This is a genomic window from Parafrankia sp. Ea1.12, from assembly GCF_900465275.1.
Taxonomy (GTDB): domain Bacteria; phylum Actinomycetota; class Actinomycetes; order Frankiales; family Frankiaceae; genus Parafrankia; species Parafrankia soli.
In genome coordinates this window covers 24,230-36,760 of record NZ_UBIZ01000395.1, presented here as the reverse complement: position 1 = coordinate 36,760, position 12,531 = coordinate 24,230, and the positions used below count along the sequence as shown (strand labels likewise).

The following is a 12,531-nucleotide window of genomic DNA, read 5'->3' as shown; positions in this document are numbered from 1 at the left end:
GCTCGTAGGCGACGCCCCAGGGGACCTCGTCGGAGATGGGTGCGACCTTGGGCGCGGGGCTCGGCTTCCGACTGGTGAGGTGCGCGATCATCAGGCGTGAGGTGCGGCCGCCGGGCTCCGTGGACGTCTCGCAGGGCAGCGGGTTGGTTCCGCCGCAGGCCGGTGAGACGGCGAGCGCCTGCCAGTAGGCGATGGCGGTGCCGTCGGGCGACCACTTGGGGTCGGCCATGCCGTTCCAGTTCGGGTCGTTGACGCTGCCGGGGCTGCCGTCGCCCTCGGCGTTGAGCTGCTGACCCGCGTAGTCGCCTCGGTCGCCGTAGCGGTCGATGAGGATCGGCTGGAAGAAGCGCCGCAGCCCGTTGTTGCGGGTCGACGAGGTGGCGCTGGTGGTGATCAGGTCGGTGATCGGCGGGATGCCGCGCATGCCGGCGAGGAACATCTGCCGGTCGGAGCCGCGGGTGTCCATGGCGACGGTCCAGCCGCCGTCGGGGGAGAGGTCGACCGGGTCGACGTACTCCGGATGGCCGGTCAGCCGGCGGACCTTCCCGGTGGTCAGATCGGCGGCGAAGACGTCGATGTTCGACGACTCCTCCGGGTAGCCGATGTAGGTGACCTCCTTGCCGTCCTGCTGAAGCCGCGCAGTTCGCCGACGGAGAGCGCGTCACGGTTGTAGACGAGTTCGTCGGGGTGGTCCGGGTCGACGGTGACCGGCTGGGTGTCAGCCGGGTCGAACAGTCGCGTGACGTTGGTGAGGTCGTAGCGGGGCGTCAGCGGCGTGCCGGTGGTAGGGGTCGCGTTGAACGCGAGGCGGCCGAGGTAGGCGAACTGACCGAACCTGCCGTTGGCGATGGTGAAGCTGTTGAAGCCGAGGTGGACGTCGTCCGGGTGAATCCGCAGCTCCCGGATGCTGCCGCCATTTCCTGAACCGTCGGCGGTGTTGTTCCAGCGAATCGGCTAGATGTGGATCTGCTCTGGCGTGCACGCCTCGTCGGTGATCGGGTGTGAGCCGCAGTCGATGATGTTCGTGCCGGCCAGGATCCGCTTTCCGTCCGTGAACGGCTGAGGATAGTCGAGGGTGGGGGAGCGGCCGGCCGCGTTCGTCTCCGGCACTCCGCAGGTGACGCATTTCCAGGCGTCGCCGTTGGGGAACTTCCCGCCGTCGGCCCGTACCAGGATCAGCTGGGAGCCGCTGTGGACGCTCGCCGGGTCGGGGGCGGCGGGCGCGCCCACGAAGGTGACCCGCGCGACGACGCTCCGGCCGTCCGGGAGGAAGCCTCCCGACTGCAGTCCGACCGACTGGCCGACACATCCGGTCCGGTGCGGGTTGATCGCCTCGGGGCACGAACCCGCGTCGGTGCTGCCGGCGACCGGTGGCAGTGGGAGTTCCTCGATGGAGATCGGCTCCGGCTTCGGTGCCGGCGGTGTGGCTCCGGCCGCTGCCGTGGACGTCGCTCCTGGGCCCGGTGGTGTCGTCGATCCTGAATCCGAGCACGACGCCACCACGAGCGTGAGAGCAACGACCAGGAACGAGAATAACGGCCGGACGCCGCGGCGTTTGATTGACGAACTCGATCGCCGCGATGTTCTCGATGTGTGCGGGCGCTGCATTCTCTTTGGTCCCCTCGGCATCGATGAATCCTTTCGAATGGTTGCGTGGGGGGCGCCGAGGTGTGCGTTTGTGCGGAGCCGCTGGAACGCGGGAGCCCGAATGTCGACGCACCGTTCGGCGTCCCGACCTCCTGAATCGGCAAACTGGGCGGCATCTTTCGAGATGCCGTGTCACGAGCCTGTCGATCGGACGGTTTGGCGTCAATCGTCTACCTGCAGGGCGGGGGCCTACTGCGATCGCAGTAGGCCCCCGCCGCGGCCGGTCGGTCGGCCGGCGGCCCGTTTCCCGTCCGCCGCTCCGTAGCGGTTGCTTTGCGGCGGATGTCGTCCACCATGGACGGATCCATCTACGCGTCCGTCGACGGGAGCGGGGCCGATGATCGTCACCTGGTGGCGGGATGTGCCGCCGCCATCCGCTCGTCACGGCGACGTTGACTGCCTCCGGCGCGGTGGCCCTCGCCGCGTTGGGCTACCTGCTCAGCCCACTGCTGCTGGGACCGTTGATCGTGGCCGTCTACTGGCTGGCGCTCGACATGGCCTGGGTGGTCGCCGGGGCCTTCGCGGCGGTGACGGCCGCGGCGCTTGTCGGTGCGGCGCTGACCGCCGGCCCGCCGTCGCGCCCGCTGGTGCTCGAGACGATCGGGCCCGTCATGTGGGTGCTGGCCCCGGTTGTCGTCGGGAGCTGGGCTCGGCTGTGGCGGACCTGCGTGCGGCTGCTGGCGGAACGGGCCGCGAACGCCGAGCGCACACGTGAACTGGAGGCGGCCATCCGGACGGTCGCCCGCGGAGACGCCCTGCTGTCCGCCGGGGCCGCGCGGGCACTCATCACCCGCTTCCTGGCCACCGCCGAGCCGGCTTCCCACCTGGTGCCGCCCGGGCGCCTCGCCCGCCTCACCCCCCGCGCACGGGAGATCATGACGCTCGCTGCCGAGGGGCGGAGCAACGAGGAGATCGCTCAGGTCCTCGCCATCTGCCCGTTGACAGTCCGGACCCACGTCCATCACGCCATGGCCAAGCTCGGTGCCCGCGACCGCGCCCAACTGGTGGTCATCGCCTACCAGAGCGGCCTGCTCCGACCGGCCCGATCCTCCTCGGACCGGACGCCGGTCATACCGCCGCCAGCGCCGTCCGCCGCACCGTAGGCCGCGCCCCGGACAGCCCCGGACAGGTGTGGGGCTTACTCACACAGGTCAGGGGCGGGCGGCCTCGGCCAGGGCGCGCCCGTAGCGTTCCGCGCCGGGGGACCGGACCGGGCACGCCGTCATCGCGGGTTGGACGACCGGGCAGAAGTGGACGCCGTCCGGGCTGCGGACGGCCACCTTGCCATCAGGGTCGCAGGGCTCGCCGGGCAGGCACGGGAGCCTCGGGACGAACCGTCCCTGGTCGGTGAGGACCTCCCCGGCCGGCACCACCCGGACGTGGGAGTTCCCGGCGGCGACCTCGCGCCAGACCCGGTCGAGCTCGGTGAGGCCGTCCGGCCCGACGGGCTGGTCGTTGCGCGGCGGGGCGTCCACGAGGACGACGTCGATGCCCCGGCGGGTCAGGATGTCGACGGCCTTGGTGGCGTCCTCCCGGTAGGCGGTGATCAGATCCCGGCCGTGCATGCACTCCGAGGCGGTGTTGCCGGAGAAGGACAGGACCGCCACCGTGGGATCCCAGCGCCGGGCCTGGTTGCGCATGTCGGTGAACCAGTCGCACAGCGCCGTGCCGCCCCAGGTCCGCGTGGTCGTCCTGGTGACCCCGTCCTTCCCGGCGGCCGCGGTGAAGGAGTCGCGCGCCTCCCAGGCGAGCGAGTCACCCCAGAGCACGATCCTTGGATCGTGCCGTTCGTGCCGCCCGGCTGTCAGCGCGATCGTGGCCAGGACGACGGCGCCCGCGAACATCCAGCCGATGACGCCCAGACGTGGCGTGGTCAGCGCAGCTCCTCCCGACGGGCGCGGGCATGGGACGGCACGGGCGCCGAGGGCCCGGGAGCCGTCCGATCCGGCTGTGGCCTCGTTCTCACGGTTCCGGATGTGTCCCGGGGACATCGTGCTGCACCGTCGCGGGACGGCTGGGCACCGGGTGCGGCCCGCGCCGGATGTCCCACGGGACCCGCGGGGTCATGAGCGGCCGTTGTCGGAGTCGGCGCCCGCGCGGGCTTGCTGGTGTTACGCCCGCCCGGCCGCGCGGCCCTTCCTCCCGCGCGGCGCGCCCGCCCGCCACTTCCGGGAGCGGGGGATCACCAGGCGTTGTCGCGGCGCATCCGGCGGGGACGGCCGTCCGGGTCGTAGATGGCATGGTAGAGCGGCGCGGACCAGCCGCGGGTGAGCCGGCCGAGGCGTTGCGGCTGGTGCGGCCGGATCCGGCCCGGCGGGCGCGGCCCGGCCTGGCCGCCGTGGTGCCAGGCGTCGAGCTCGTCGGCGCGCCGCCGGAACGCCTTGAACCCGGCTTCGGGGTCGATGAGCTCCTCGTCGTCGCCGTCCCAGTCGAGGTGCTCGCGCCAGAGCCCGAGGCGCAGGTCGCGGGCGAAGACGCGGGCACCGTCGCCGAGGCCGCCGGGGTCGCGTGGCTCGCGCGGGTCGAGGGTGGTGTCGATGGTGGCGACGGCGAGCTCCGAATCGTGGCTCCAGGAGCGCCGGTTGAGGTTGTCCGAGCCGATCGAGGCCCAGACGTCGTCGATCGTCACGGCCTTCGAGTGGACGTAGACGGGCGTCCCGGCGTGGTTCTCGACGTCGTAGACGCCGACGCGGTCGCCGCCGGCCGCGCGGCAGATCTCCAGGGCCTTCTCGCGCCCGACGAGGTTGGGCGGCAGCGAGAAGCGCCCGCCCTGGGGCGGGAAACGCGGGACGACGATCATCAGGTGGAGCTCGGGCTCGCGGCGCAGCGCGTCCGCGAACAGCCGGGCGACCTCGGTGGACCACATGTACTGGTCCTCCAGGTAGATCAGCCGCCGGGCGCGGCGCAGCACCTTGCGGTAGGCGCGCGCGATGGACCGTTCGCCCTTGCGCGCGAACGGGTAGTGCGGGCGCCGGCGCGGGTAGGTGCGCAGGATCTGGACGGCGTGCGGGCCGACCGGGGCCGGGTCGGGTGCCTGCGGCGGGAGCCCGTCCGGATTGGTCTCGACCGGGCGTATCCGATAGAAGATCTGCCGGATCGGGTTGGGGTTGTCCAGCGCGGACGGGTCGTCCCAGCGCTCCCGGAAGGTCACCTCGAGATCACCCACGGCCGGCCCGCGTACCTCGGCCTGGATGTCGTGCCAGGGCGGGGCGGCACCGTAGGCGTCGTCGATCGGCTGGCTCTGCGGGTCGCCGGCGTGAGCGGCGTCGTCGCGGCGGCTGTAGCAGAGGTCGATGCCGCCGGCGAAGGCCACCGCGTCCTCCGACGCGGCGGCGCGGCGGGCGATGACCAGCTTCTGGTGGTGCGAGCCGTTGCGGTGCACCCGGTGGTCGAGCACCACCTGGGCGCCGGCGGTGTTCAGCTCCTCGGCCAGCCGGCGGTTCGGGCGCGAGCTGAACGACATCAGCTCCAGGTGCGAGCGCCACATCAGCCCGCGCACGACGGCGCCCCGGGCGGCGGCGCGGCCCAGCACCCGGCCGACCTCGGAGCCGGCGCCGTCCAGCCGCTGGTCGAGGTCGCCGCGCCAGTCGGTGAACAGGAGAAGGTCGTTCTCGCCGAGGGTCTCGACGATCTCGAGCAGGCGGGAGAAGTAGGCCCGCCCGTGCACCAGCGGGCGGACGAGGTTGCCGGTGGTCCACGCCAGACCGTCCGGATGGCGGGCGTCCAGGGCCGTGTCCGGGTTGCCGCGCTCCTCGTCGGTGAGGAACCACTCCCCGAGCGTCGGGTCCTCGAGCGTCGGGTCCTCGAGCATCGTGCCGGTCCTCCTTCTTCAGGCGGTGCCGGACCGGGTGCCGCGGCCCCGGCGGCCTGTTCGGCCCCGGCGGCCTGTTCGGCCGCGGGTGCCTGACGGTCGCCCGGCCAGGGACCGCGCCGGCGCGACGCGTGCCGGGGCCCTGCTGCGGACGGGACGAGCCCGCGGCCCGCGAGCCGGCCGGCGTTTGCACGACGAATCATGAAGCGCCGGAAGCCCGCCAGAAGGTCATGGATCGTCCCGGTGGCTCCCTTCCCTCCACGGGACGTCCGAACCAACCGGCCGGGACACGGTGACGGCCGGACCACGGCGACGGGCGGTGCGCGTGCCACCGGGGGGCGGCGCAGGGTGTGGCACAGTGTCCGTCATGGTGCGGTCCGGCACGGGGCGGTGGGAGACGGGGCGGTGGGCCGCGGGTGGCGCGGTCATGGCACTCGGCGCACTGGCCTACGGCCTGCCGTCACTGGCCACGTTCCGTCGGCTGCGCACCCGGGTGACCCCAGGGCTCGCCGGGGTGGGCCGGCCCGACCACGTCGCGCTCACGTTCGACGACGGTCCCGACCCGGCCTCGACGCCGCGCTTCCTCGAGGTGCTCGACGCGCTCGAGATCCGTTCGACGTTCTTCGTACTCGGCGGGATGCTCGAGCGCGCCCCCGGCCTCGCCCGGGAGATGACCGAGGCCGGGCACGAGCTGGCCGTCCACGGGTGGGATCACCGGCCCATGCTGCTGCGCGGGCCGGCGTCCACCTACGACCAGCTCGCGCGCACCCGTGACCTGATCGCCGAGACCACCGGCCGGGCGCCGGCCTACGTTCGCCCGCCGCACGGGGTGCTCTCGGCCGGGGTGCTCGCCGCCGCGCGCCGCCTCGACCTCACCCCCGTCCTGTGGACGGCGTGGGGCCGCGACTGGACGGCGACGGCGACCCCGGCCAACGTGCTGGCGACACTCGCCCCCGATCTGCGCGGCGGCGCGACGGTGCTGCTGCACGACAGCGACTGCACGTCCGCGCCGGGAGCCTGGCACAGCGCGCTGGGCGCCCTGCCCGAGCTGGCGGCGCGCTGCGACGACGCGGGTCTGCGCCTCGGGCCGCTCGCCGAGCACGGCCTGCGCCCCGTCTCGAGGTAACGGCCCGCCGAACAGGTCCTGGGGTGGAGCCTGATCACGTCTCCGGGTAGAGGGAGTAGGAGGGGAAGTTGCCGTAGAGGCGTTCGTTCGGGTCCGCGCCGACGGTGACCGCGCGGACGAGGTGCTCCCCGCCGACGAACGCGCCCTTCCACGACGCGCCGCGCCCACCGAACGGCTCGGACCGGTCGCCTCGCGAGCGGGGCTTGTTGACGCCGACCTTGAACGCGGCGAGCTCCCCGGCGAGCCGGCGCGCCGTGGTGTCGTCGTCGCAGGCCAGTGAGGCGACGAGCGCGCCGTTCGAGGCGTTCATCGCGGACAGCAGCTCGGCCTCGGAGTCGACGACCACGATGCTGTCGACCGGCCCGAACGGCTCCGCGTGGTGCAGCGCGGCCGACGGCGGCGGGTTGAGGATCGCCACCGGTGGGACGTAGGCGGCCCGGTCCTGGCCGGGCAGGAACCGGCCGTCGGCGAGGTCGCCGCGGTAGAGCGGCACGCCGCCCTTGGTCACCGCTTCGTCGATCTTGGCGGCGAGCTCCGCCGCCTTCTCCGCGGTGATCACCGGCCCGTAGTCGAGGTCGGGCAGCGGGTCGGAGTCGTCCGCCACGGCGAGGGGATGCCCGAACCGCACCGAGGAGACCACCGGCAGGTACATCTCCAGGAACTTGTCGAAGAGCTGGCGCTGGACGACATAGCGCGGGTAGGCGGTGCAGCGCTGCTTGCCGTACTCGAAGCCCTTGCGCAGGTGCGAGGCGAGCAGGTCCCACTGGGAGAAGTCCCAGATGCCCCAGGCGTTGAGGCCCTCCTGCTCGAGGAAGTGCCGCTTGCCGGTGTCGACGAGCGCGGCGGCGACCTGGCCGCCGGCGGAGCGCCCGCCGACGAACGCCAGGCAGCCGATCTCCGGGGCCCGCACCAGCGCGGACGACAGCCGCGACCCCGACCCGGAGACCAGCGACACCGGCAGCCCGGCCCGGCGGGCGAGCGCGCAGGCCAGCGTCAGGCAGGCCGCCCCGCCGTCGGTCGGCGTCTTGGCGATCGCCGCGTTGCCGGCGAGCACCTGGACGAGCATGGCGTGCATGAGCACGCTCATCGGGTAGTTCCAGCTCGCGATGTTGCTGACCGGGCCCGGCAGGGCCGCCCGGCCGCCGATCATGGAGTCGATCTCGTCGACGTACCAGCGCACGCCGTCCAGGGCGCGGTCGACGTCGGTGCGGGCGAGCCGCCACGGCTTGCCGATCTCCCAGACCAGCAGCACCGCGACCAGGTCGCGGTGCTCCTCCATCGCCTCGATCGCGGCGGTCACCCGGGCCTTGCGGTCGGCCAGCGGGACGTCGCGCCATTCCTTGTGGTCGTCGAGGGTCGCGCGGATGGCCTCGCGCGCCTCGTCGGGCTCGATCATCGGCGGGCCGGCGATCGGGGTGCCGTCCACCGGCGTGAGGCTGTGCAGCGGGTTGCCGGTGCGACGCCACTGACCGCCCCACAGGTTGAGCAGGCGGTCCTCGTGGAACGCTTCCGGGGCCTCCTGCCGGGCGCGCGAGTAGGCGTCGGCCCAGGCGGTGCCCGGCTTGAGACGCAGGCGGGACGGGGGAGTGCTGGCTGCGGCGTCCATCTGACGAGGGTCTCTCTGATCCGATCGCGGCGCCACCAAACAGCCTTCAATGCCGTCGCGCACGCGGTACATCCAGGAGACTCAGATAACTGGTTATGAAGCACCTGTTACCCGGATCGTGTTGCTACCGCGCGTCGTTGCCTGGTTGTGCTGAGCAGCCGGATGAATGCGCCCGCCGGGGCCGTGGGCGGACGTCCGCACAGCTCGCGAGCCTGTTGGCGGGCCGGGGTCGCGTCCCGGACGGAGAGCAGAACGTCCCACTACGCCAAACTTGCGGTGAAGCCGCGTACTATTTCCGGCATGTCGGATGCGTTAAGGACATGGAAGTCGGAGGTGACTTCAGCGCGCCTGCGACCTCATGTGTGTAGTGCATCACGTAGAGTGGGCAGGTGTCCGAACCGGCTTTCGCCTGCGGTGGAGAAGCCGCGTGGCGTAAAAACCGAACTCGATTTCCGGATGTGTGATGACGGCCAGTGTGGTGCCGCCGTCGGCCGCTGATGCCGACCCGACCCGTGACGTGACGCCGATACGGGTTCTCGTCGTGGACGATCACGAGCTCTTCCTTCAGGGCCTGCAGACCGTGCTGGAGACCGAGGAGGACATTTCGGTGGTCGGGCGCGCGGCGGACGGGCAGGAGGCACTGACCCTGGCGTCCGGCACGACGCCGGACATCGTCCTGATGGACGTGCGGATGCCGGGCCGCGACGGCATCGCCGCCGCCGGCGCCATCAAGCGCGCGGTGCCGCGCACGCGGATCGTGATGCTCACCGTTTCGGACGAGGAGTCCGATCTGTTCGAGGCGATCAAGGCGGGGGCCGTCGGCTACCTGCTGAAGTCGATCCCGCCGCACGAGGTGGCCGACGCGGTGCGTGCCGTGCACAACGGCCAGAGCCTGATCAGCCCCTCGATGGCCTCGAAGCTCATGGTCGAGTTCGCGACGATGGCCCGTGGGGGGGAGGACCGCCCGCGCGCGCACGCGCCCCACCTCACCGCCCGCGAGCTCGAGGTCCTCAAGCTGGTGGCAGAGGGCCGGGCGAACCGCGAGATCGCGCGGAAGCTCTTCATCAGTGAGAACACCGTGAAGAACCACGTTCGCAATATTCTTGACAAGCTTCAGCTGCACTCCCGCATGGAGGCGGTGATGTACGCCGTCCGCCAGGGCCTGTTCGACATCGAATAAGTGTCTCCGGTGTGCTCCGGGAGTGTGTTCGGTGTGAATGGCGCGGTGGGTGTCGCCGGGGCGGCCGGGAACGGCGGTGTTCGCCGGATGATCATCTGGTGATCCTCGTGTGATCTCCGGACGTGGCCGGTGCGTGCCATCGGGAGCACCGACGGGCCGCGTCCGGCGCGATCATCCGTACTCTGCGCGTCTTCTTCGTGGTGTCGGGCCTGTACAACGCTTTTCCCGTAATGGGTGAATTGTCCGTTCTGGAAATCGTGTGTCGCCCGGAACGGAACCAGGGGTGACCATGAATGGCATCGGCGGGCGGACGGCAGGGAAGAGGCAGGTGGGAAGCCTGGCAGCCGCGTAGAGCGGATGCCGGTCCGGTGTGAACGCCGCGGCGGCGCGGGAGATGGACGGATCTGGAAGGGCTCGCCATGCCGGACCGCCCGGCACGGGCCACACTTCCGGGCCGGTGGTGTATCCACGCCTGGTTCAGCGCGAGACGTGGCAGACAGAGTTGTGCGGTCCTTTCCTGCATTCCACCCCATACGATGTCGATGTTGGCTAGCGTCATCGGTCGACCAGCACGCTCGGATGTCCGGCGAGATCGATCGAGCAGCTCGAACGCCGGGACAGCGCCATCGGGGAGGTGAGGAGCCCGGTCCTCGGCGAGGGCCACGTCCTAGGCCGGATTCCTCCGGCCCGCGATCTGTCAGCGTCCGTCGGGTTCGTCATCCGTCGGGTTCGTCGAGCGCTGGCCGTCCGCGCGACCACTCGTCCCACGGTCTGTCATGACCGGGGAGGTGAGTTCACCGGTGACCACAGCGGAGCAGCCGTCCGGGGCCGACACGAGCCCGGGGCGGCCGAGCATCATCAATCAGATCTGCCTCACCTGCCGAGGCGGGCGAGCTGTCTTCGAGCTTCGGGCCGCCGACCAGGGCGGCACCGCGCCGCATCTCGAGCCTTGCCGCCACTGCGCGGGAAAGGGCCGACACGTAGGCCTCATCCCGCCGGTATGACCATATTTCCGATGTTGTGAACCGGGCTCCGGCGGCCGAGGAGCACGGTCCCCCGCCACGGCCGCCGGAGCGCCGCCGCGCCCCGCCATCGCATGGAGAGGTCCGCACTCGCGGAGATCGACCGGCTGCGCGCGCTTCGCATGCTCGGATTCAGGTCGGATCGCGACATCCGGGTGCTGGCGACCGTGGCCGCCGAGAAGGGCGGCATCGACGCCCACATCGGCGTCGTGCGCCGGGCCCGGTCCGGCCGCTCGGTGGGCGCAGGTGGGGTGCCGGTCAGCGCCGATGCGAGGGCGCTCTCGTCGGCACCCTTCTCCCGCCTCGGCGTGGGGCCCGTCGCGGCGCCGTTGCGGGTGGCGGACTCCCTCGCCTGCGCGCGGGCCGCGCTGAGGTTCGCCGTCGAGCGCCCGCATCGTGATCACAGCAGTGTGGCGGGACGCCCTGAGCGCGAGCGGCAACGCCATCCCGCGACGAAGAGAGGGGGTCCCCCGCAGGCGGCGGCCCCCTCTATCTGGGGTGAGTGACGGGACTTGAACCCGCGGCACCCGGGACCACAACCCGGTGCTCTACCAACTGAGCTACACCCACCATCGCCCGGATCTCACCGGGCGCAGCCATCGTACCGGGTGAACGTGCCCGTGCGGCAGCCGGGTCACGATCGAGTGCCGAAATCCGTCCGATTCCCATCCGGCGGCGGTCCGCGGGTGGCTCCGGTGCGCCCGGTGCGCCCGGTGGGCCCCGGAGGCCTGGTGGGCGCCGGGGGTTCGGTGAACGCCGGGGGCGCGGCTGTCAGGAGGCGCGGATCGCGGCGGCCGCGGCGCGGGCCGCGTCGGTGGTCGGGCCGGGCTGGGGCACGAAGAGGATCTCGCGGTAGTACCGCAGCTCCTCGATGCTCTCCCGGATGTCGGCCAGGGCGCGGTGCCCGCCCGACTTCACCGGGGCCGCGTAGTACGCCCGCGGGTACCAGCGCCGGGCCAGCTCCTTGATCGAGGAGACGTCGATCATGCGGTAGTGCAGGAAGGTGTCGAGCTGGGGCAGGTAGCGGGCGATGAACGTGCGGTCGGTCGCGATCGAGTTCCCGCACAGCGGGGCCTTGCGCGCCTCCGGGACGAACCGGCGGATGTAGCTGAGGAGTTGCTCCTCGGCCTCGTCGAGCTTGAGGTCGGAGCCGCGCACGGCCTCGGTGAGCCCGGAGGTCTCGTGCATCTCGCGGACCACCGGGAGCATCTGGTCGAGGGCCGCGTCCGGGGCCGCCAGCACGAGGTCGATGCCTTCGTCCAGCACGGTGAGCTCGCTGTCGGTCACCAGGCAGGCGACCTCGAGCAGCAGGTCGGAACCGGCATCCAGGCCGGTCATCTCGCAGTCGATCCAAACCAGGCGATCCATCCCGTTCACATTAGGGATTTCCGTCGCTGTCGTCACGTACCGCCTCCGGATCCGGCCCCGCCCACCACGTCACGTCCCGACCTGCCTCCATATTCACCGTGAGGTGGGGTTGCTTCCAGTCGCGGTGCTCAGGCCGGCGGCCGGCTCGCGACCGGCCCGGCGCCGACACCAGCGGCTGCGCCGGCACCAGCGCCGGCGTCGGCCGGGGTGGAGTTCTGGATCGTGAAGGTGATGCTGCGCGCGGGCACACCGGGGCGCTCGGCCCTGGCCTCGAGCGAGTAGACGCCGTCCATCACGGCGCTCGTCTCCCAGCCGGTCTGGTGCGGGGCGAACAGGTAGGGCGCCACGCTCACCGTCATGGGATAGCGGCTGCCCGTCGGGCCGGTCAGCGTGTAGTGGATCTCGCCGATGTCACCGGTCGTCTCCAGGCTGATGTGCCGGAAGCCGCGCAGCGTCTCGTTCTCGAGGACGCCGTTGAACCCGACGATCACGCCGGGGGGCGCGGTCCGCGGTGGCGCCGTGCTGGTCACCGGCGGGATGATGCTCTCCGCGTCGACCCCGGAGTACCGGGCGTCGTCCGACAGGCGACTGTGGTACTCGACCACGAGCACCGGCATCATGATCAGCGCGGCGAGGAACAGTGCCAGGCCGACCCAGCCGCGCCGGAAGGCGTCCACGCCGCGCGCACCTTTCGCCACGGTTGCGGTGAAGCACCGAGTCTAGCCCGTGCGTTACCGCCACCCCGGCGGGGCGACCAGATCAGCGGGGCCT

General features: G+C 71.8%; 10 protein-coding genes, 1 tRNA gene and 1 pseudogene. 4 read left to right on the top strand and 8 right to left on the bottom strand.

Annotated elements, in window-relative coordinates; all coding sequences use genetic code 11:
• Both FMEAI12_RS38550 and FMEAI12_RS38545 read right to left on the bottom strand, forming a co-directional pair.
• Positions 1-466 (bottom strand): annotated as a pseudogene (locus FMEAI12_RS38550) (hypothetical protein); the annotation flags it as partial.
• 488 nt (positions 467-954) lie between these two features.
• The gene (locus FMEAI12_RS38545) at positions 955-1,503 is read right to left on the bottom strand and encodes a hypothetical protein (RefSeq protein ID WP_235014325.1); all 549 of its coding nucleotides are present in this window, start codon (positions 1,501-1,503) and stop codon (positions 955-957) included.
• Between the two features lie 503 nt (positions 1,504-2,006).
• On the opposite strand from FMEAI12_RS38545, the gene FMEAI12_RS22760 reads away from it, so the two are divergent.
• Entirely contained in the window at positions 2,007-2,750 is a 744-nt protein-coding gene (locus tag FMEAI12_RS22760) for a response regulator transcription factor (protein WP_235014327.1), read from the top strand.
• A gap of 48 nt (positions 2,751-2,798) precedes the next feature.
• On the opposite strand, the gene FMEAI12_RS22755 is transcribed toward FMEAI12_RS22760, so the two are convergent.
• Both FMEAI12_RS22755 and FMEAI12_RS22750 read right to left on the bottom strand, forming a co-directional pair.
• A complete protein-coding gene (locus FMEAI12_RS22755) occupies positions 2,799-3,491 on the bottom strand; it encodes a hypothetical protein (RefSeq protein ID WP_112107772.1) in 693 nt (230 codons plus the stop codon).
• Between the two features lie 338 nt (positions 3,492-3,829).
• The gene (locus tag FMEAI12_RS22750) at positions 3,830-5,458 is read right to left on the bottom strand and encodes a phospholipase D-like domain-containing protein (protein ID WP_112107763.1); all 1,629 of its coding nucleotides are present in this window, start codon (positions 5,456-5,458) and stop codon (positions 3,830-3,832) included.
• A 427-nt stretch (positions 5,459-5,885) separates the two neighbouring features.
• Here FMEAI12_RS22750 and FMEAI12_RS22745 point away from each other — a divergent pair, with 427 nt between their 5' ends.
• Positions 5,886-6,584: a polysaccharide deacetylase family protein gene (locus tag FMEAI12_RS22745; protein ID WP_235014328.1), complete on the top strand. Its 699-nt coding sequence runs from the start codon at positions 5,886-5,888 to the stop codon at positions 6,582-6,584.
• A gap of 34 nt (positions 6,585-6,618) precedes the next feature.
• On the opposite strand, the gene FMEAI12_RS22740 is transcribed toward FMEAI12_RS22745, so the two are convergent.
• Entirely contained in the window at positions 6,619-8,190 is a 1,572-nt protein-coding gene (locus tag FMEAI12_RS22740) for an aldehyde dehydrogenase family protein (RefSeq protein ID WP_112107770.1), read from the bottom strand.
• 463 nt (positions 8,191-8,653) lie between these two features.
• Between FMEAI12_RS22740 and FMEAI12_RS22735 the strand changes: the two genes are divergently transcribed.
• Positions 8,654-9,370, top strand: coding sequence for a response regulator transcription factor (locus tag FMEAI12_RS22735; protein ID WP_020572678.1), 717 nt, complete (start codon positions 8,654-8,656; stop codon positions 9,368-9,370).
• Positions 9,371-10,466: 1,096 nt separating this feature from the next.
• Complete coding sequence (locus tag FMEAI12_RS22725) at positions 10,467-10,898, top strand: hypothetical protein (protein WP_112107766.1); 432 nt, start codon at positions 10,467-10,469, stop codon at positions 10,896-10,898.
• Here the strand turns inward: FMEAI12_RS22725 and FMEAI12_RS22720 are convergent.
• From FMEAI12_RS22720 to FMEAI12_RS22710, 3 genes are all read right to left on the bottom strand, one after another.
• Positions 10,887-10,962 (bottom strand) — tRNA-His (locus tag FMEAI12_RS22720). The two genes, FMEAI12_RS22725 and FMEAI12_RS22720, sit on opposite strands and share 12 nt — an antisense overlap.
• Positions 10,963-11,163: 201 nt before the next feature.
• Entirely contained in the window at positions 11,164-11,760 is a 597-nt protein-coding gene (orn, locus tag FMEAI12_RS22715; RefSeq protein ID WP_198145380.1) for an oligoribonuclease, read from the bottom strand.
• Positions 11,761-11,888: 128 nt separating this feature from the next.
• Positions 11,889-12,437 carry a hypothetical protein gene (locus FMEAI12_RS22710; protein ID WP_112107767.1) on the bottom strand — a complete coding sequence of 183 codons (549 nt, stop codon included), beginning with the start codon at positions 12,435-12,437 and terminating at the stop codon, positions 11,889-11,891.
• Between the last annotated feature and the right edge of the window lie 94 nt (positions 12,438-12,531).